Source organism: Rhodopseudomonas sp. P2A-2r (assembly GCF_026015985.1).
Lineage (GTDB): Bacteria > Pseudomonadota > Alphaproteobacteria > Rhizobiales > Xanthobacteraceae > Tardiphaga.
The window spans coordinates 5,011,625-5,028,817 of sequence record NZ_CP110389.1; the positions used below are offsets into that span (position 1 = coordinate 5,011,625).

Here is a 17,193-nt window from a genome sequence, read left to right on the forward strand (position 1 = left end):
GGTGTATCACTGTTTCATGTGAAACACCATTTTGGAGAGTTCTATGGCCTCTAATCGCCGCCCCCGGCGCATGCCCGGCGTTACCCGTATCCCGCCCGTCATCACCGTCTCAAAGCTAATCGACACCTGCGTCGTCGCCCCGCGCTGCGCGATGGACGCCACCACAGCGACCCGCCAGATGGCGTCCGACATGCGCGAGGCCGCCTATCGCGAAGGCGGCCTGACGCACGACGGGTTGATGCTGCTCGGGTACAGCGACGACCAGATCGCCACGCTGGTAAAGCCCGCCCGCGCGCTCGCCGACCAGATGGCGTCGGTCTGATGGCAGCGCTTCGCACATGCCGCGTCTGCGGTCGCGGCGAAGCCGATGGCGTGCAGTGGCTCGCCGTGCCGCACGACAGCCTCTGCGACGGCTGCGCCGCAGCCGCCCCGCACGTCATCAGCATGACGCTGACCCGCAACGACCACGGCCCGGCGTTCTCGCGGGCCAAGTGCCGCTGCGGCATGCTCGACGTGTCGGTGCCACGGACATCGACGGCGGGGCGCAATCGCCAGACCCGCCTGATCCGCGAGCACTGGCAGGCCGTGGTGGCCAACTCCATCCGGGCTGTCGCGTGATGGCCCGCGCGCACGCCGAACAGGCACCCGCCATCCGCCCCGTGCGCGCGGTGTTGATCAACATGCTCGGCACCACCGAGGCGATCATCACCATGGTGGTCGCCGACGAGATGCCGAAGGTCGTGATGCTCGACGGCGACCCGTATCTACTCGACGCCGGCAAAGCCGACGTCACCTACGTCCAGCATCGCCCCTTCCGCGCCGACGGGAACCTCAGGTCATGACCGACAACCAGGTCAACGAGCTCATGCTGCTGCTCGGCATCGTCATCGTCGCCGGCTTTCTCTGGCGCGCGATGCGGAGGAGCTGACGTGCTGACCCCCTACATCGCGGCCGACGTCGCCGACGGAAACTTCTGATGTCTATTGAAACCAGCGATCCTATCAATACGGCGATCCACGCGATGCTCGATCGCATGGTCAGGACCGACGCAGCCGAACGCGACAAGGTCCGCGCCGAGATCAGGCAGCACGGCACATGGTGGGCAGCCGCCGAGATCCTTCGCCTGCGCCGCGACGTCGCCCGTATCCGCGCCGAACTTCGCAAGGTGACCTGATGTACCTGAAACCCTACACCGCGACCGACGTCGCCCAGGCGCTCGGTATCAGTGCCGACACCCTCTACCGCACCCGGGAAACCCGCCATTTGCGCGACGGCCTGCCGCGGCCGATCTGCGAGCGCGGACCGCTGAAATTCGAGCGCACCGGCTTTGATGCCTGGCTGACGCGCCACCACCCGATGCGCCCGCCAGCGCCCGCCAACGACCCGCTGCCGCCACCGGATTCCAATACCGACGAGGAGCACCGGCGCGATCTGGCGCGTGCATATGCCCCGGAGAACTATCGACACGCGCGCTGATTGCGCTAGGCTTGCCACTTCCGACCGACCCGGAGCCCTCCCATGACCGTCAAGCTTCGCTATATCAAATGGCGCGAGGGCCGCCCGCGGCTCACCCATGGCCCCCGTGAGCGCGCCATGGGCCTGCTCGACCGCGACCTCATCGACCCCGACACCGGCCGCTGGCTGACCTACGAACAGGCCAAGGAGGTTTCCGACAAGCACGCGGCCGAGGTGGCGCGGCTGCGCTCGATCGGCGCCCGCGCGCTGCCGCCGAAGCCGGCGCGGATCGGCACCGTCGAGGATCTGCTAGAGGACTGGCTGGCGTCGCAGGACGTCCGCAAGCTGGCGCCGTCATCGATCGCTTCCTACCGCAAGGCGTCGCGGGCCATCATCTTCCGCCCAGAGAGCCGCGAGCAGGCCGCCGATCGCCGCAAGCGCGAGCGCGCGGCGGCCGTCCTCGGCGTCACGGTGCCGGAGCGCGAGCGCGAGCGCATCGCCTCCGCCACGCCGTCGTCGATCCAGCCGCCGGAGATGCGCGCGCTGTTCAACTACCTCAAGAGCGTGCGCGGCCACCACATGGCGCTGGCGGCGATCGCAGCGCTGTCGGCCGCCTTCTCCTGGGGACGCGAGAGCGCGAAGTGGCGGTTGAAGACGAACCCGCGCATCGACATGCAATTCGACCGCCCGGCCGGCCGCGTGGTGATGATCACGATGGAGGAGTTCACGGCGCTGGTGGCCGCGGCCGACGCCATGGGCCGCGCCTCGATCGGCGACGCGATCTATCTCGGCCTGTTCACCGGACAGCGCCAGACCGACCGACTGGCGCTCAGGGACGAAGGCCTGCAGCACGGCCGCCGGCACTTCCGCCAGAGCAAGACCGGCGCGCTGGTGGCGATCAAGGAAACGCCACAGCTCGCCGAACGTCTTGCCGGCGCCAAGGCCCGCGTGGCGGCCCTCAAGCTGCGGCTCGGCCTGCGAGAGATGCCCGACACCATCGTGGTCGATGAGAACACCGGCAAGCCGTACAACGAGCACACCTACCGGCACCTGTTCGCCGAGATCCGCGACCTTGCGATCAAGGGCCACGGCGACGTTGCCCCCTGCCCGACGCTGGCCTTCACCAACGAAAACTCCGGCGCGCCGGACTTCAAGCACGACCAGGATCTGCGCGACACCTGCGTCATGCTGCTCGATCGCTCCGGCTCCGATCTGATGTCGATCTGCGACGTCACTGGCCACAGCTACCAGTCGGCGCAGATGATCATGAAGCACTACCGCGCCCGCAATCCAGAGCGCGCCGATGCTGCCATCGACCGGCTTGTTGCCTTCATCAGCACGACGGAATTCGGACAGCGAAATAGCTGAAAAGTCGCACGGTGCGACTTCTATGCGACTTCTGTTCTCGGTTTGATTTTCGGAGGTTTTCTTAAAACCCTTGCCTGTCAAAGGCTTGGGTGGTGGGCGCACCAGGGCTCGAACCTGGGACCCGATGATTAAGAGTCATCTGCTCTACCAACTGAGCTATGCGCCCGGAACCAGTCCGGAAGTCCACATCCCCTTGGGGACGGCGTCGTTTAGCAAAGCGATTCCAGGATGTCCAGCAAGCTGGTGAAGATTATCCGGCGTCGTCACAAAAACTGCACGAAAACGAAAAAGCCGCTGAAAATCAGCGGCTTCGTCGTGTGGAAAAGTCGATGGAAGAGCGCCTTTACATGCGCTCGGGGCCGGGACCGCGATCATGGTCCATGCCGCGGCCCGGCCGGTCGCGATCCATGCCGCCGCGCTCGTCGTCGCGGTCGCCCATGCGGTCCATGCGATGCTCGAAGCCCCGGTGGCGCATGCCCTCGCGGCCGCCGGAGCGGCCTCCGTCCATGTGGGTCAGGATGGCCAGCCGGCGCTTCTGGCCGTCATCGAGGGTCTTGTAGAGCGGATCGGCGGTCTCGGCGATCTTCTTCAGTGCGGCTGCCGTGGCGGCCATGGTGTCGGCGCGCTGCTGCAGCCGGACCACCGGATTGTCCGGGGTCTGCGGGCCCTTCGATTCGTCCTGGCGCTCGGCCATCCGGGCATTGGCGCGGTCGATCCGCAGCTTGGCGAAGTCCTTCGCGGCGGCTTCCACCGGCGGCCACAACTTTTCCTGGTCCGGGGTCAGCTTCAGCCCGGCATGCACCGCGGCGATGCGCGCGTCGGCGAAGGCGGCGCGATCTTCCGGATTCATCCGGGCGTGGTGGTGATGCCACGGACGGTGCTGGGCATAGACGGCGGTGGAGCCGGCAAGCACGAGAACGGCGGCGCTGGCGAGCAAAATCTTCTTCATGCGAACCTCCATGGAAAGCTGCCTGAGGATGAGCGCCCCTGCCCGCGCCTTCAACTTAAGCTTTGGACAGAAAGCGCTCTGTTACCAAGATGTAATGCTGCGCCACCGCTCACAGCATGCCGAGGGTTCGCGGCAGCCACAGCGACAGTTCGGGCACATAGGTCACGACACCGAGGAAGGCGATCATGGTGATCAGCCACGGCAGCACCGCGATGGTCAGTTCGGTGATGCCCATCTTGGCGATGCCGGAGGCCACGTAGAGATTGAGGCCGACCGGGGGATGGCACATGCCGACCTCCATGTTGACCACCATCAGGATACCCAGATGCACCGGATGGATGCCGAGCTTGACCGCCACCGGAAACAGGATCGGCGCCATGATCAGCACGATCGACGTCGCCTCCATTACATTGCCGGCCACCAGCAGCAGCACGTTGACGATCAGCAGGAAGATCACCCAGTTGACGCCGATGCTGGTGATCCAGTTGGCGATCTGCTGCGGGATATTCTCGTTGGCCATCAGGAACGAGAACAGCACCGCATTGGTGATGATGTAGAGAATCATCGCGCTCATGTTGGCGGAGGACAGCAGCACCTTGGGCACGTCCTTCAGCGACATGTCCCTGTAGACGAACACCGCGATGACGAAGGCATAGACCGCGCTGACCGCAGCGGCCTCGGTCGGCGTAAACCAGCCGGCATAGATGCCGCCCAGCACCACCAGGATCAGCAGCAGGCCCCAGATGCAGCGGCGGAACGCGACCCAGCGCTGCGCCCAGCTGGCGCGCGGCAGCCGCGGATAGTCGTTCTTCCAGGCGCGATAGAAGGTGGTGAAGCCGAGCAGCGTCGCCAGCATGATGCCGGGGATCACGCCGGCCATGAACAACTGCCCGACCGAGGCCGACGACACCCGTGCGCCCGACGGGTCGAGCGCCACGCTGCCGCCGGTGGCCACCGAATACACCACCATGACGATGGACGGCGGGATCAGGATGCCCAATGCGCCCGAAGTGGTGATGACGCCGGCGCCGAACTGTTTTGGAAATCCCTGCCGCACCATGGCCGGCATCATGATCGAGCCGATGGCGATCACCGTGGCCGGCGACGAGCCGGACACCGCGGCGAACAGCGCGCAGGCCATCACCGCGGCGAGGCCGAGGCCGCCATACCAGTGCCCAACCATCGAGGTGGCAAAATTGATCATGCGGCGGGCGACGCCGCCATGGGTCAGGAAATTGCCGGCGAGGATGAAGAACGGGATCGCCATGATCTCGAAGTTCTCGATGCCGGTGAACAGCTTCAGCGCCACCGACTCGATCGGCACCGAAGTCATCAGGAAGATGAACGACAGCACGGTGAGGCCCAGCGCGATGGAGATCGGCATGCCGGTCAGCATCAGCGCGACCAGCAGCGCGAAGATCATGGCGCTGCTCATCGGACGGCTCCCGCGTTGCCGACAACGGGCGCTTCGACCTCGATGCCCTCCACGTAAGCGTGGTCATGGTGCGGCAGTTCGTTGTCGCGCCAGTAGTGCCAGGCGACCTGCAGGAAGCGGAAGCACATCAGGTAGGAGCCGAGGGGAATGCAGAGGTAGACGATCCAGCTCGGCAGCTCCATGTCGGGGGTGACCTGGTCGGTCTGCATCAGGCCGTAGACGAATTTGGCGCCCATCGAGCCGATCACCGCGGTGAAGAACGCGCCGCAGAACAGGCCGAACAGGATGGTGGCCTTGCGCCAGCGCGCGTCGAGCTGGTTGACCAGCACGTCGACGCCCACATGGATTCCGGTGCGCACGCCATAGGCCGCACCGAACTTGGCCATCCACACGAACATGTAGATGCACAGCTCCTGCGCCCAGGACAGGTTGATGGGAAACAGGAAGGGATAGAAGAACGGAATGCCGACCAGATAGCGGTGCACCACCGCGATGAAGATGATCACCGTGGCGGCGCCGATCAGACAGGTGATCAGGGTTTCCTCAAGCCGGTCGAGGATGCGCAGAAACATCAATTCCCCCAGTAGAAAAACGCAGAGCGATCACGAAGGATGGTCTTCCCGGACGCGCTGCAGCGTTCTTCACGCTGCTGCGCAGATCCGGGATCCGGGCTTCTTGGCAACAACCGGGACCCCGGATCTGCAGCGCACCACGCTGCAAGAGCAGCGCGCTGCGCAGCATCCGGGGAACGGCCCTCAGTTCGTGGTGCCGCGGGTTTCCTTGAGGAATTCCTCGATCAGCGGCTTGCCGACGCGGCCGGCGACGTCGTTGTAGACCGGCTCCACGGCCTTGCGCATGGCCGCGTCCTGCTCCGGCGTCAGCGTCACCAGTTCGGTCTTGCCGGACTTCTTCATCTCGGCCAGCGCGTCGTCGTTTTCCTTGGCCGACTGGCCGTTGCCATAGGCGGTGGCTTCCTTCATCGCCTTCTCGAGCTGGGCTCGGGTATCGGCGGGGATGCCGTCCCAGAACTTCTTGTTCACCACCACCACGTAGCCGATGTAGCCGTGATTGGTCAGCATGGTGTACTTCTGCACCTCGTGCATCTTCTGGGTGTACATGTTGGAGGCCGTGTTTTCCTGGCCATCGACCACGCCGGTCTGCAGCGCCTGGTACACTTCCGAGAACGCCATCACCTGCGGGATCGCGCCGAGCGCGCGGAACTGGGCTTCCAGCACCTTGGACGACTGGATGCGGAACTTCATGCCGCGATAGTCGGCCGGCGCCAGCAGCTTCTTGTTGGCGCTCATCTGCTTGAAGCCGTTGTCCCAATAGGCCAGGCCCGTCATGCCCTTGGCATCCAGCAGCTTGAGCAGCCGCGCGCCGAGCGGGCCGTCGGTGACCTTGCGCAGGGTGGCGAGGTCCGGAAGGATGTAGGGCAGATCGAACACCTCGAATTCCTTGATGCCGATCGGGCCGAACTTGGAATTCGAGGGCGCCAGCATCTGCACGGCACCGAGCTGCAGCGCCTCGAGCTCTTCCTTGTCCTTGTAGAGCTGGGAGTTCGGATAGACCTCGACCTTGACCTTGCCGTCGGTGTATTTCTCGGCGAGTTCCTTGAATTTTTCCGCCGCCAGGCCCTTCGGCGTGTTCGGCGCCACCACGTGGCTGAACTTGATGACGATCGGCGCCTGCGCCGCAGCCGGTGCAATCAATGCGAGCGCCGCGACCGACGCCGCTGCCAGGATCAACTTGCGCATGTTTCTCTCCCAATGACGTAGCGGGACTCATTGAACGGTCCCACGCTTGTATGCCAGTTGCAGCAATACAGAGAAGCGACCGCAAATGCCATTGCCCGTTCGCAGGGGTCCGCGCAAATTCTTGCTGCAACGCAAAACGCGGCGCCGGGGCGCCGCGTTTTCGATCTTCTCAAAAATTTCCCGAAATGTATGACTTCACCTCTCCCCGCATGCGGGGAGAGGTCGGAGCCGAGCGTGAGCGAGGCTTCGGGTGAGGGGGAGCCGGAGAGGCTCTCGGACTCCCCTCACCCGACTCGAATGCACTTCGCGCCTTCGCGTTGACCTCTCCCCGCAAGCGGGGAGAGGTCAAGCAAGAGTCGCCTCAGCTCACTCCGCCGCCGTGACCTGCGGCATGTCGCGCTGGTGCTTCATGACGATCTTGTTCAGCGCACCAAGATAGGCCTTGGCCGACGCCACCAGCGTATCGGGATCGGCAGCGCGCGCGGTCATCGAGCGGCCCTCGTGGGCCAGCCGCACCGAGACTTCTGCCTGCGCGTCGGTGCCCTGGGTGACGGCATGAACCTGGTACAGCTCCAGCTTGGCCTCGTGCGGCACCAGCGCCTTGATGCAGTTGAACACCGCGTCCACCGGACCGTTGCCCTCGGCTTCCTCGATCTTGATCACGCCATCGATGTTCAGTTTCATCGTGGCGCGCTGCGGGCCATGGGTGCCGGCGATCACCGTCAGCGACGCCAGCTTGATGCGGTCGTGCGCGGCGGTCATTTCCTGGTCGACCAGCGCTTCCAGATCCTCGTCGTAGATGTCCTTCTTGCGGTCGGCCAGCGCCTTGAAGCGGATGAAGGCGTCTTCCAGCTGGTTGGCGCCGAGCTTGTGGCCCATCTCCTCCAGCTTGTGGATGAAGGCATGGCGGCCGGAATGCTTGCCCATCACCAGCGAGGTCTGCTTCACGCCCACCGTCTCCGGCAGCATGATCTCGTAGGTCTGGGCGTTCTTCAGCATGCCGTCCTGATGGATGCCGCTCTCATGGGCGAAGGCGTTGCGGCCGACGATGGCCTTGTTGTACTGCACCGGGAACGAGGTCGCCGCCGAGACCACCTTCGACGCACGTGTCAGCATGGTGGTGTCGATCTTGTTCCAGTAGGGCAGCTTGTCATTGCGCACCCGCATGGCCATCACGACTTCTTCCAGCGCGGCGTTGCCGGCGCGCTCGCCGATGCCGTTGATGGTGCATTCGATCTGCCGCGCGCCGCCGCGGATGCCGGCCATGGAGTTGGCGACGGCCATGCCGAGGTCGTTGTGGCAATGCACCGAGAACACCGCCTTGTCAGAATTCGGCACGTTCTCGCGCACCCGCTTGAACAGGTCGTAATATTCCTCCGGCACCGAATAGCCGACGGTGTCGGGAATGTTGATGGTGGTGGCGCCGGCCTTGATGGCGGATTCGACGCAGCGGCACAGGAAATCGAATTCGGTGCGGGTGCCGTCTTCGGACGACCACTCCACGTCGTCGGTGTGGTTGCGCGCGCGCGTCACCGACGAGATCACCAGGTCGTGGACCGCATCGGGCTCCATCTGCAGCTTGAACTTCATGTGCACCGGCGAGGTGGACAGGAAGGAATGGATACGGCCGCGCTTGGCCGGCTTGATCGCCTCGGCGCAGCGGTCGATGTCCTTGGCGCCGGCGCGCGACAATCCGCAGATCACCGAGTTCTTGCTGCGTTTGGCGATTTCGTGGACCGCCTCGAAGTCGCCGTCGGAGGCGATCGGGAAGCCGGCCTCGATGACGTCGACGCCCATGTCGTCCAGCATCGCAGCGATGTCGAGCTTTTCCTCGAAGGTCATGGTGGCGCCGGGGCACTGCTCGCCGTCGCGCAGGGTGGTGTCGAAAATGATGACGCGGTCCTTGTCGGACACTGTGGTGCTGGTCATGGAGAAAATCCTTTGGTCGGGGCGCCGCTGTCAGGGCGCTGAAGGGAGCTGGTTGATCTCACGGTCCCCTGAGTGCCCAGGCCAAAAAGGCCCAGACGGCGCTCAGGGGCAGATAAGAAGAAGCAGCCCGCCGAGAAGGGTGGACAGCAGCGCAGCCGGAATCGCTTCGGCACCAGCGGCAATCGCCACCGTCCCGTGAACTCCAACATTTTCGCTGCGAATCAGCATTGCCACACCTTCAGACCGCATCCTCGACCCAAACCATTGAGAGTTCGTTGCCGATTGCGCGTCTGATGCCGTTGTAAACGCAAAATGTGGCAGGCCGCAACGGGTAAAGAAGGGCAGGAAGACTGACCTTTCTTCACCCTCCCCTGCAGGGGGAGGGTCGATCGGCAGGCGCGGAGCGCGTGCTGATCGGGGTGGGGTGGCGGCGCGGAGGTTCGGCAATGAGACCCACATCTGCAGTGTCACCCCACCCCGGTATGCGTCATGCTGCGCATGCCGCACACCGACCCTCCCCTCCAGGAGAGGGTAAGCCACATCGCGAGGACATCCATGACCAGCTTCTTGAAAGGCCTGTCGGCCTTCCCGATCACCCCGGCCGATGCCAGCGGCAAGGTCGATCTTTCGGCACTCGCGCGGCTGCTGGCACCGCTGGTCGCGGCCAAGGTCGATTCCATCGGGCTGCTCGGCTCGACCGGCACCTACCCGTTCCTGTCCCGCGCCGAGCGCCGCCGCGCGACGGATGCGGCGCTGGAAGAAATCAACGGCACTATCCCGGTGCTGGTCGGCATCGGCGCGCTGCGCACCGACGAGGCCATTGCGCTGGCGCAGGACGCCAAGGCCGCTGGCGCCTCCGCCGGGCTGCTGGCGGCGGTGTCCTACACGCCGCTCACCGAGACGGAAGTATATGAACATTTCTCCGCCGTCGCCGCCGCGAGCGGCCTGCCGATCGTGATCTACGACAATTTCGGCACCACGCATTTCCGATTCACGCCGGAACTGATCGGCCGCATCGCGCGCATTCCCCACGTTGTGTCGGTGAAAGCCACGGCCCCGACGCCCGATCTCGTCGCCGATAACCTGAAGCAATTGCGCGCTGCCGTGCCGTCAGGTTTCTCGGTCGGCTATGCCGGCGATTGGAACGCGACCGAAGCGCTGATCGCGGGCGGCGACGCCTGGTACAGCGTCGCCGCGGGCCTGTTTCCCGGGCCGTGTCTGGCCATCGTGCGCGCCGCGCAGGCCGGCGATGCCGCCGAAGCCCGCCGGCTCAATGCCGCCATGCAGCCGCTGTGGGAGCTGTTCAAGGAATTCTCCAGCCTGCGTGCAATGTATGCAGCAGCCGATATCATCGGCATCAGCGATGCACCGCCGCCGCGCCCGATCCTGCCCTTGCCGGACACGGCGAAGCGCAAGATTGCGCAGACGCTCGAAGCTTTGGAACTGAGCTGAATCCGCTCAGGTCTTCAATTTCGTCGACGCCTTGTCCGCCAGCGCTTTCTTCATCTCGGAACGGGCGCTGGTGCCACGCTTGCTCTCGTTTTGCAGCGCCGCACGAACGACCTTGAATTCCTCCTGCGACGCCTTGTCGACCTTTGGAAAGTGCAGATCGAGCTTCTCCAACGCGGCGACGATGGCCGAACTGATCACCAGCCGGCTGAACCATTTGTGGTCCGCGGGCACCACGATCCAGGGCGCCGCCGGGCTCGACGTATGGCGGATCATGTCCTGATAGGCCGCCTGGTACTTGTCCCACAGCGCGCGTTCGGCGACGTCGGCCATGGAGAACTTCCAGTTCTTCGACGGCTCGTCGAGACGATCGAGGAAGCGCTTGCGCTGCTCTTCTTTCGACACGTTGAGAAAGAACTTCAGCACCACGGTGCCGTTGCGGGCGAGGTAGCGCTCGAACGCCGAAATGTCCTCGAAGCGTTCGCGCCAGATGTTCTTTGTAACCAGCGACGGCGGGATCTTCTGCTTCGCCAGGATTTCGGGATGCACCCGGACCACCAGGCACTCCTCGTAATAGGAGCGGTTGAAGATGCCGATACGCCCGCGCTGCGGGAGGTCGATGGTGTGTCGCCACATGAAATCATGGTCGAGTTCGTTGCTCGACGGCTGCTTGAAGGAGGTCACCTCGCAGCCCTGCGGATTGATCCCTTCGAACACCGCCTCGATGGCGCTGTCCTTGCCGGCGGCATCCATGCCCTGGAAGATCAGCAGCAGCGACCAACGGTCCTGCGCGTAGAGTTTTTCCTGCAACTCGCGCATCCGGCCGCGGTTGGCCGCCAGCAATTTCTGCGCTTCGTCCTTGCTGAGATCCCCCTTCTCGCCAGGCTTATGCGCCTTGAGGTGAAACTCCTTCGCTCCGTCGATGCGGAATGGATCGACATAGGCCTTCAACGAGGCTTTGGACGTCTTGTCGTTCATGGTCGATGGAACTCCCGGCTGCTGGGTGCAACGCTACCGCGCGCGGCAGCGCCGCGCCAGATGGCCTGCGTCAGGCCGCCGCCCATTGGGCTGCGAGAAACGCGGTGACGAAGGCCGGCATGGTCGATCTGAAATCGTCGACGCCGCGTACCAGATGGATGGCGCAGAGTTCGGGCATCTCCTGCCGCGCCAGTTCGGCCTGCAGCCGCGCCTGCAAGGCGTCGCCGGTCATGTCCACGTCGAGCAGGCGCATCATCGCCACCGAAAACGGCGTCACGACGCAGTCCCAGTGGTCGCCCTGACGGTAGTCGGCCACGGTCAGGCCGATCTCCTCTTCAACTTCGCGGACCACGCTGCCGGCGATATCGACCACCTTGCCCTTGAGATCGCTGAGGTCCGGCGTGCCGGACGCAAAATAGATCCTGCCGGCATTGGAGGTATGCGCGCCCATTTCGCCGAGCACAAAGGCGCCGTCGCGGCTGCGCACCGCGCCCATGCCGAAACCGTTGAATACGTCGCGATCGGGAAAGCCCCAATCGCGCCAGGCGAGAAAGCTGGCGAAATCGGTTTCGAAACAATCGGCGCTGAAGCAGTCCGGAGTGAAGCGCGCGTTGCGCCCGAGCAACACGCGACCATTGAACATCTGCGGCTTCTCGGCCTGCTTCAGCGCAAAGTGCGTATCGATCTCGGCGCGCCGGTCATGGGCGAATGGCCAGGACCAGTCGCCGCGGGTCAGGTCGAGCGTCCCGACCCGGTGGATGACCGGCGCGGTCATCGCAGGCGTCTACTTGGCATTGGTCCCCGACGTCTTGCCGGCCTGGTCGACATATTTGTTGGTCCAGGTCTTGCTCACATCGATGTTCGCCTTGGCGATCTCCGGCGAACTCTCGCTGAAAACGGCGAGCACGGCGGCCGCGCCCTTCGGATCCATCTTGCCATCCAGCGAATACATCGGAATCGTGTTCTTCAACGCGGCAAGATACAGCGCCTTGTCCTTGCCGACGATGCCTTCGGGCATCTTGGCCATGATCTCTTCCGCCGAATGGCTATGGATCCAGGTCAGCGTATTGACGATAGCATTGGTCAGCGCCTGCACTTCCTTGTCGTGCCCGGCAACCCAGGCGGCGGTGCTATACAGCGCGCCGCCGGGATAGTCGCCGCCGAACACGTCCAGCGTATCCTTCTGCGTGCGCGTGTCGCTGAGGATCCGCAGGTCGGCGTGCGTCCCCTGCAGCACGGTGACCGCGGGATCGAGCATCACCGCGGCATCGATCTGGCCCTGCTCCATGGCCGCCACCGCGGTGGCGCCGAGGCCGACGCCGATCACCGCCACGCCCGACGAGTCGACGCCGTTCTTCTTCATCAGATATTTGAGGAAGAAGTCGGTCGACGAGCCCGGCGCGCTGACGCCGATCTTCTTGCCGGCGAGATCCTGGATCGACTTGATCTCGGTCGTGTGCTTCGGCGACACCACCAGCACCAGGCCGGGATAGCGGTCATAGACCACGAAGGACTGCAGGTCCTGCTTCTTGGCGGCGAGATTGACGCAATGGTCGAAATAGCCGGACACCACGTCGGCGCTGCCGCCGAGCACCGCCTTCAATGCATCCGAGCCGCCCTTGAGATCGACCAATTCGACAGCGAGGCCCGCCTTCTCGAATTCGCCAAGCTGCTTGGCCAGCACGGTGGGCAGGTAGCACAGGCAGGCGCCGCCGCCGATGGCGATCGTCACCTTGGTCTGCGCCGCCGCGGAACCGCACATCAACGCAATCGCCAGCAGCGGCGCGGCCAGCCGGCCGAAAATGGTCTTCATTGTATCCTCCAGAATTTTGTTGCGGACAGGATAGAGCAGTGCGCCGACCTTGGAAAGCGCACTGGCCAGCGAAGGTTCGGCGACATAGCATCCGCGCACTGCGCGCAACACGACGCAGGCATCAAAGAGGGGAAACACCATGAAGCGAATCGTTGCCATCTTGTCCATCGGCGCGGCCTTTGCAGCCGGCGTTGCCGTCGATCAACTGGTGCTGCCGGCCTTTGCTGCCGAGAACATCACGGCGCAGGTCATCCACGTCCCCGAAATGACAGGCGATGCGCTTGGCCCCGCCTCGCCGACGGGCTTCCGCTCCAAGACGTTTATGGCTGCGGACGGCGCCACTATCTCGATCCAGGACGGCAACGTGCCCAAGCACATGCATCCCAACACCAACGAGATCCAGTACATCCTCGAAGGCACCGGCACGATCTGGCTCGGCGACAAGGAAGTGACGGTCAAGGCCGGCGACCTGGTGATAATCCCCAAGGGCACCGCCCATGCCGGCACCAAGCCCGACGGCCGCCCCTTCAAGTCGATCGCCATCAAGACGCCGCCGCAGGCGCCGGATGACACCAAGATGCTGAATTGAGCAATTGCCCGGGAGGCCTTGCGGCGGCCCGGGCAATCCGCTTATGCGGTGTTCGGCGACGTATGGAAATAGAAGCGGATCATGTCAGTTCTCGCTTTGAATGGCGCTGCGCGAAGATGACGGGTCGGCCGGTGCCGGACGCGCGGCCATGAACACGCCGGCCGCGATGACAACGACGGCAATGCCCCTAACCACGACGGGATTTCGCCGAGCACCGGGACCGCCAGTGTCGTGACGATCACCGGCAGCAAGGCAATGATCGCGGTGGCCGCGGCTGCTCCCAGCAGGGTCACGGCCCTGTTGAAGGCAATAGTCGCCACGACGCTCATCAGCACGCCCTGATAGATGAGTTGGAACGCCAGTTCAGGCAGCGACGCGCTCCCAAGTCGCGACAGGCCGAACCACAGATAGAGCGGTACGTAAATCACCGCCGACCAGAAGCAGATCAGTGCGCCGGCCTGCAGCGACGTCAGACCGCTGCTGCGAAACAGCAAGGTGTAGATCGCCCAGGTCAGCCCGGCGCCGACCAGCAACGCGATTCCATAGGGATCGGGCCAACCGTGAATGCGGGCATTGCCGATCACCAAGGCGGCCAGCCCGATCACGATCACCAGATAGCCGGTCAATCGCCAACGGCCCGGCGCCTCCCGCAGCGCCGGCCATGCCAGCAATCCCGCGAACACCGGCATCAGCGCCGGTGATATCGCCGACGCCTGGGCCGCCGATGTCAGTTGCAGGCCGAGCCCGACGAGGAACACAAACGGCGCGCCCCACAGCACGGCGAACAGCAGGCCTTCCCGCCATGCGCCCCGCGGCAACGCAGCCTTTCGACCGACCAGAAACGGCAGCAGCAGCACGCCGCCGATTCCGAACCGCAGCGCCATGATGTCCCAGATCCGCAGTTCATGGGTCACGCTGAACCGCGTCACCACGAACCACCCGGAGAAGATGCACACCGACAATGCAGCCCACAGAAATCCTGCGAAGCGCCGCCGGCTTTCGGAGACGACGGGGCGCTCCGGCGGCGCTGCCGGTAGGACGTCGATACTCATGCCGCGACCCGCTCCAGCGGAAACACCGGCCGCTTCTCCGCGCCTTGAATGCCCCCGCAATTGCGTTTTAGATCGACTGTTATATAATGCAAGCGTACGCTGCGGCGTGGCAGATATGACGCCGGTGCAGGTGAGGTTGGGGATGGCGAGACCGCGGGAGTTCGACGAGGCTGAAGTGCTCGACGCGGCGATCCAGTGTTTCTGGACGCATGGCTACGAGGCCACCTCGGTGCGCGAACTGGCGGGGTCGATGGGACTGACCGGCGCCAGCCTCTACAACGCCTTCGGCGACAAGCGCGCGCTGTATCGCAAATCGCTCGATCGCTATGTCGCGCAGAGCTTCGGCGACCGCGTCGCGCGATTTGAGCATCATCTGCCGCCCAGGCAGGCGATCGCCGCGTTCTTCGAGGAGATCATCACCCGATCGCTGGACGACCGCAAACGCAAGGGCTGCATGCTGGTCAATTCGGCCATCGAGATCGCGCCGCACGACCGGACGCTGGGGCGTGAGATTGCCGGCGTGCTGGTGCGGATCGAGCAGTTCTTCCTGCGTTGCGCCCGCGCCGGTCAGGCCGACGGCACCGTCACCCAGTCGCAGACTGCCGAGGATCTGGCGAGGCTGCTGCTCAGCACCCTGCTCGGCATTCGCGTTCTGGCGCGGGCGCGGCCGGACCCGGAGTTGTTGCGCGGCGTCTTGCGGCCGGTGTCGGCGATCCTCGACCAGCCCTAGCCGCGGCCCTCCGCCGCATCCGGCTTCCACACCAGCAGGCGCTTTTCCACCACCGTCACCCCGAGATCGATCAGGATGACGAAGGCCGACAGCACGAACATGCCGGCAAACACGCCGGCAACGTCGAACACCCCCTCGGCCTGCTGGATCAGGTAGCCGAGACCGGCGGCGGAGCCGAGATATTCGCCGACCACCGCGCCCACCACCGCAAAGCCCACCGAAGTGTGCAGCGACGAGAACATCCATGACAGCGCCGACGGCCAGAAGACGTGGCGCATCAACTGGCGTTCGCTCATGCCAAGCATGCGGCCATTGTTGAGCACCGTGGCGGAGACTTCCTTGACGCCCTGGTAGACGTTGAAGAACACGATGAAGAACACCAGCGTGACGCCGAGCGCCACCTTGGACCAGATGCCGAGCCCGAGCCACAGCGCAAAGATCGGCGCCAGCACCACGCGCGGCAGCGCATTGGCCATTTTCACGTAGGGATCGAAGATGGCGGCGACCCGCGGCTGGCGCGCGAACCAGAAGCCCACGAGCACGCCCAGCGTCGAGCCGATCACGAACGCCAGCATCGATTCCAGCAGCGTGATGCCGAGATGCTTCCAGATCACGCCGGAGGCGAACCAGGCGACGATCTGATTGAAGACATCCACCGGGTTGGAGAAGAAGAACGGCGGCAGCAGCACGCGGCCGAACACCGGCACGCTGGTCAGCAATTGCCACAGGCCGAAGAACACCACGGCGACGAGAAGCTGGCACAGCAGCAGCATCGAACGGCTCATGACAAGGCTCCCGCCGATTGCGCGTAGCCCTTCATCACTTCGTCCTTCAGCACGTTCCAGATTTCGCGGTGCAGGGCGTGAAAGTCGTGCTGCAGCCGCACTTCAAAGATATCGCGCGGCCGCGGCAGCGCCACGCGCCAGTCGCCGATGATCCGCGAGGCCGGCCCCGCCGACATGATGACGACACGGTCGGCCAGCGCGATCGCTTCTTCCAGGTCGTGGGTGACGAACAGCACCGCCTTGCGATCCTTGTTCCACAGGTCCAGCAGCAGGTTGCCCATGATCTGCCGGGTCTGCGCGTCGAGCGGCCCGAACGGCTCGTCCATCAGCAGGATCTTGGGATTGCGGATCAGCACCTGCGCCAGGCCGACGCGCTTGCGCTGGCCGCCGGACATCATGTGCGGATAGCGGTTGCCGAAGGCACCGAGCCCGACCGCGGTGAGCCATGCCTGCGCGCGTTCCAGCGCCTCCGCGCGCGCCACGCCGGAAATCTCGAGGCCGATGGCGACATTGTCGAGCGCGGTCTTCCAGGGGAACAGCGCGTCGGCCTGGAACAGGTAGCCGGCCTGCGGATTGAGGCCGCTGAGCGGCCGATCGAAGATGCGCACACTTCCCCCGGCGGGCTTCAGCAGCCCCGCCGCGACGTTCAGCAGTGTGGATTTGCCGCAGCCGGTGGGCCCGACGATGGCGACGAATTCGCCGTCGGCAACGGACAGCGTCGCCTTGTCGACAGCCGTATGAGACGCGCGCATCGGCCAGACCGAACGCTACCGTGGCATTGTCCAGCGCAACCGCCGGTGTTGTTGCGGCTGCCAGTGCCTGCACGTGCGTTCCCCGATTTATGTTTCGTCCGATGGCTTAGCCGCGCAGGGCGGAGATTTCAACGGGCTGCGGCCCGGGTTGG

The 17,193-nt window shown here is 64.6% G+C and carries 20 protein-coding genes, 1 tRNA gene and 1 pseudogene; 9 read left to right on the plus strand and 13 right to left on the minus strand.

Going from position 1 to position 17,193, the window contains the following annotated elements; genetic code table 11:
• Positions 1 to 43: 43 nt before the first annotated feature.
• The 6 genes from ONR75_RS24215 (at position 44) to ONR75_RS24240 (ending at position 2,823) form a co-directional block, all read left to right on the plus strand.
• Positions 44 to 322, plus strand: coding sequence for a hypothetical protein (locus ONR75_RS24215; RefSeq protein WP_265079490.1), 279 nt, complete (start codon positions 44 to 46; stop codon positions 320 to 322).
• On the plus strand, positions 322 to 618 hold the full coding sequence (locus ONR75_RS24220) for a hypothetical protein (protein WP_265079491.1): 297 nt from the start codon (positions 322 to 324) through the stop codon (positions 616 to 618). Before ONR75_RS24215 ends, ONR75_RS24220 begins: the two co-directional genes overlap by 1 nt.
• Positions 618 to 842, plus strand: coding sequence for a hypothetical protein (locus ONR75_RS24225; RefSeq protein WP_265079492.1), 225 nt, complete (start codon positions 618 to 620; stop codon positions 840 to 842). The genes ONR75_RS24220 and ONR75_RS24225 overlap by 1 nt, the downstream gene beginning before the upstream one ends.
• A 134-nt stretch (positions 843 to 976) precedes the next feature.
• Positions 977 to 1,174, plus strand: coding sequence for a hypothetical protein (locus tag ONR75_RS24230; RefSeq protein WP_265079493.1), 198 nt, complete (start codon positions 977 to 979; stop codon positions 1,172 to 1,174).
• Entirely contained in the window at positions 1,174 to 1,476 is a 303-nt protein-coding gene (locus tag ONR75_RS24235; RefSeq protein WP_265079494.1) for a helix-turn-helix domain-containing protein, read from the plus strand. The genes ONR75_RS24230 and ONR75_RS24235 overlap by 1 nt, the downstream gene beginning before the upstream one ends.
• 42 nt (positions 1,477 to 1,518) lie before the next feature.
• Positions 1,519 to 2,823, plus strand: a complete 1,305-nt coding sequence (locus tag ONR75_RS24240) for a hypothetical protein (protein WP_265079495.1) — start codon at positions 1,519 to 1,521, stop codon at positions 2,821 to 2,823.
• Between the two features lie 90 nt (positions 2,824 to 2,913).
• Here the strand turns inward: ONR75_RS24240 and ONR75_RS24245 are convergent.
• The 7 genes from ONR75_RS24245 to ONR75_RS24275 all read right to left on the minus strand — a co-directional run bounded on the left by ONR75_RS24245 (position 2,914) and on the right by ONR75_RS24275 (position 9,121).
• Positions 2,914 to 2,989: transfer RNA gene (locus ONR75_RS24245), tRNA-Lys, on the minus strand.
• Between the two features lie 177 nt (positions 2,990 to 3,166).
• Entirely contained in the window at positions 3,167 to 3,772 is a 606-nt protein-coding gene (locus ONR75_RS24250) for a Spy/CpxP family protein refolding chaperone (RefSeq protein WP_265079496.1), read from the minus strand.
• A gap of 109 nt (positions 3,773 to 3,881) precedes the next feature.
• Positions 3,882 to 5,207 carry a TRAP transporter large permease gene (locus ONR75_RS24255; RefSeq protein WP_265079497.1) on the minus strand — a complete coding sequence of 442 codons (1,326 nt, stop codon included), beginning with the start codon at positions 5,205 to 5,207 and terminating at the stop codon, positions 3,882 to 3,884.
• On the minus strand, positions 5,204 to 5,779 hold the full coding sequence (locus ONR75_RS24260; RefSeq protein ID WP_265079498.1) for a TRAP transporter small permease: 576 nt from the start codon (positions 5,777 to 5,779) through the stop codon (positions 5,204 to 5,206). The genes ONR75_RS24255 and ONR75_RS24260 overlap by 4 nt, the downstream gene beginning before the upstream one ends.
• A gap of 183 nt (positions 5,780 to 5,962) precedes the next feature.
• Positions 5,963 to 6,964 carry a TRAP transporter substrate-binding protein gene (locus ONR75_RS24265; protein ID WP_265079499.1) on the minus strand — a complete coding sequence of 334 codons (1,002 nt, stop codon included), beginning with the start codon at positions 6,962 to 6,964 and terminating at the stop codon, positions 5,963 to 5,965.
• A 366-nt stretch (positions 6,965 to 7,330) separates the two neighbouring features.
• Complete coding sequence (locus ONR75_RS24270) at positions 7,331 to 8,893, minus strand: 2-isopropylmalate synthase (RefSeq protein ID WP_265079500.1); 1,563 nt, start codon at positions 8,891 to 8,893, stop codon at positions 7,331 to 7,333.
• Positions 8,894 to 8,995: 102 nt separating this feature from the next.
• Entirely contained in the window at positions 8,996 to 9,121 is a 126-nt protein-coding gene (locus ONR75_RS24275) for a hypothetical protein (protein WP_265079501.1), read from the minus strand.
• A 327-nt stretch (positions 9,122 to 9,448) separates the two neighbouring features.
• Here ONR75_RS24275 and ONR75_RS24280 point away from each other — a divergent pair, with 327 nt between their 5' ends.
• Positions 9,449 to 10,345 (plus strand): dihydrodipicolinate synthase family protein, encoded by an 897-nt coding sequence (locus ONR75_RS24280; RefSeq protein ID WP_265079502.1) that lies wholly within the window; start codon positions 9,449 to 9,451, stop codon positions 10,343 to 10,345.
• Positions 10,346 to 10,351: 6 nt separating this feature from the next.
• Here ONR75_RS24280 and ONR75_RS24285 read toward each other — a convergent pair whose 3' ends face one another.
• The 3 genes from ONR75_RS24285 to ONR75_RS24295 form a co-directional block, all read right to left on the minus strand.
• Entirely contained in the window at positions 10,352 to 11,320 is a 969-nt protein-coding gene (locus ONR75_RS24285; RefSeq protein ID WP_265079503.1) for a polyphosphate kinase 2 family protein, read from the minus strand.
• 70 nt (positions 11,321 to 11,390) lie between these two features.
• Positions 11,391 to 12,095 carry an NUDIX hydrolase gene (locus tag ONR75_RS24290; protein WP_265079504.1) on the minus strand — a complete coding sequence of 235 codons (705 nt, stop codon included), beginning with the start codon at positions 12,093 to 12,095 and terminating at the stop codon, positions 11,391 to 11,393.
• A 9-nt stretch (positions 12,096 to 12,104) separates the two neighbouring features.
• Complete coding sequence (locus ONR75_RS24295; protein WP_265083780.1) at positions 12,105 to 13,133, minus strand: ABC transporter substrate-binding protein; 1,029 nt, start codon at positions 13,131 to 13,133, stop codon at positions 12,105 to 12,107.
• Positions 13,134 to 13,272: 139 nt separating this feature from the next.
• Between ONR75_RS24295 and ONR75_RS24300 the strand changes: the two genes are divergently transcribed.
• On the plus strand, positions 13,273 to 13,722 hold the full coding sequence (locus ONR75_RS24300) for a cupin domain-containing protein (RefSeq protein WP_265079505.1): 450 nt from the start codon (positions 13,273 to 13,275) through the stop codon (positions 13,720 to 13,722).
• 41 nt (positions 13,723 to 13,763) lie between these two features.
• On the opposite strand, the gene ONR75_RS24305 is transcribed toward ONR75_RS24300, so the two are convergent.
• Positions 13,764 to 14,774, minus strand: a complete 1,011-nt coding sequence (locus ONR75_RS24305; RefSeq protein WP_265079506.1) for a DMT family transporter — start codon at positions 14,772 to 14,774, stop codon at positions 13,764 to 13,766.
• Positions 14,775 to 14,916: 142 nt separating this feature from the next.
• On the opposite strand from ONR75_RS24305, the gene ONR75_RS24310 reads away from it, so the two are divergent.
• A complete protein-coding gene (locus ONR75_RS24310) occupies positions 14,917 to 15,504 on the plus strand; it encodes a TetR/AcrR family transcriptional regulator (protein ID WP_265079507.1) in 588 nt (195 codons plus the stop codon).
• Here ONR75_RS24310 and ONR75_RS24315 read toward each other — a convergent pair.
• On the minus strand, positions 15,501 to 16,289 hold the full coding sequence (locus ONR75_RS24315; protein ID WP_265079508.1) for an ABC transporter permease: 789 nt from the start codon (positions 16,287 to 16,289) through the stop codon (positions 15,501 to 15,503). The two genes, ONR75_RS24310 and ONR75_RS24315, sit on opposite strands and share 4 nt — an antisense overlap.
• Positions 16,286 to 17,105, minus strand: a pseudogene (locus ONR75_RS24320) (ABC transporter ATP-binding protein). Before ONR75_RS24320 ends, ONR75_RS24315 begins: the two are co-directional and overlap by 4 nt.
• Positions 17,106 to 17,193 lie beyond the last annotated feature (88 nt).

What these genes read in the sequence shown, in the direction of transcription:
- ONR75_RS24215 (WP_265079490.1), top strand. Translation starts at nt 44, where the DNA reads ATGGCCTCTAATCGCCGCCCCCGGCGCATGCCCGGCGTTACCCGTATC.
- ONR75_RS24220 (WP_265079491.1), top strand. Translation starts at nt 322, where the DNA reads ATGGCAGCGCTTCGCACATGCCGCGTCTGCGGTCGCGGCGAAGCCGAT.
- ONR75_RS24225 (WP_265079492.1), top strand. Translation starts at nt 618, where the DNA reads ATGGCCCGCGCGCACGCCGAACAGGCACCCGCCATCCGCCCCGTGCGC.
- ONR75_RS24230 (WP_265079493.1), top strand. Translation starts at nt 977, where the DNA reads ATGTCTATTGAAACCAGCGATCCTATCAATACGGCGATCCACGCGATG.
- ONR75_RS24235 (WP_265079494.1), top strand. Translation starts at nt 1,174, where the DNA reads ATGTACCTGAAACCCTACACCGCGACCGACGTCGCCCAGGCGCTCGGT.
- ONR75_RS24240 (WP_265079495.1), top strand. Translation starts at nt 1,519, where the DNA reads ATGACCGTCAAGCTTCGCTATATCAAATGGCGCGAGGGCCGCCCGCGG.
- ONR75_RS24250 (WP_265079496.1), bottom strand. Translation starts at nt 3,772, where the DNA reads ATGAAGAAGATTTTGCTCGCCAGCGCCGCCGTTCTCGTGCTTGCCGGC.
- ONR75_RS24255 (WP_265079497.1), bottom strand. Translation starts at nt 5,207, where the DNA reads ATGAGCAGCGCCATGATCTTCGCGCTGCTGGTCGCGCTGATGCTGACC.
- ONR75_RS24260 (WP_265079498.1), bottom strand. Translation starts at nt 5,779, where the DNA reads ATGTTTCTGCGCATCCTCGACCGGCTTGAGGAAACCCTGATCACCTGT.
- ONR75_RS24265 (WP_265079499.1), bottom strand. Translation starts at nt 6,964, where the DNA reads ATGCGCAAGTTGATCCTGGCAGCGGCGTCGGTCGCGGCGCTCGCATTG.
- ONR75_RS24270 (WP_265079500.1), bottom strand. Translation starts at nt 8,893, where the DNA reads ATGACCAGCACCACAGTGTCCGACAAGGACCGCGTCATCATTTTCGAC.
- ONR75_RS24275 (WP_265079501.1), bottom strand. Translation starts at nt 9,121, where the DNA reads ATGCTGATTCGCAGCGAAAATGTTGGAGTTCACGGGACGGTGGCGATT.
- ONR75_RS24280 (WP_265079502.1), top strand. Translation starts at nt 9,449, where the DNA reads ATGACCAGCTTCTTGAAAGGCCTGTCGGCCTTCCCGATCACCCCGGCC.
- ONR75_RS24285 (WP_265079503.1), bottom strand. Translation starts at nt 11,320, where the DNA reads ATGAACGACAAGACGTCCAAAGCCTCGTTGAAGGCCTATGTCGATCCA.
- ONR75_RS24290 (WP_265079504.1), bottom strand. Translation starts at nt 12,095, where the DNA reads ATGACCGCGCCGGTCATCCACCGGGTCGGGACGCTCGACCTGACCCGC.
- ONR75_RS24295 (WP_265083780.1), bottom strand. Translation starts at nt 13,133, where the DNA reads ATGAAGACCATTTTCGGCCGGCTGGCCGCGCCGCTGCTGGCGATTGCG.
- ONR75_RS24300 (WP_265079505.1), top strand. Translation starts at nt 13,273, where the DNA reads ATGAAGCGAATCGTTGCCATCTTGTCCATCGGCGCGGCCTTTGCAGCC.
- ONR75_RS24305 (WP_265079506.1), bottom strand. Translation starts at nt 14,774, where the DNA reads ATGAGTATCGACGTCCTACCGGCAGCGCCGCCGGAGCGCCCCGTCGTC.
- ONR75_RS24310 (WP_265079507.1), top strand. Translation starts at nt 14,917, where the DNA reads ATGGCGAGACCGCGGGAGTTCGACGAGGCTGAAGTGCTCGACGCGGCG.
- ONR75_RS24315 (WP_265079508.1), bottom strand. Translation starts at nt 16,289, where the DNA reads ATGAGCCGTTCGATGCTGCTGCTGTGCCAGCTTCTCGTCGCCGTGGTG.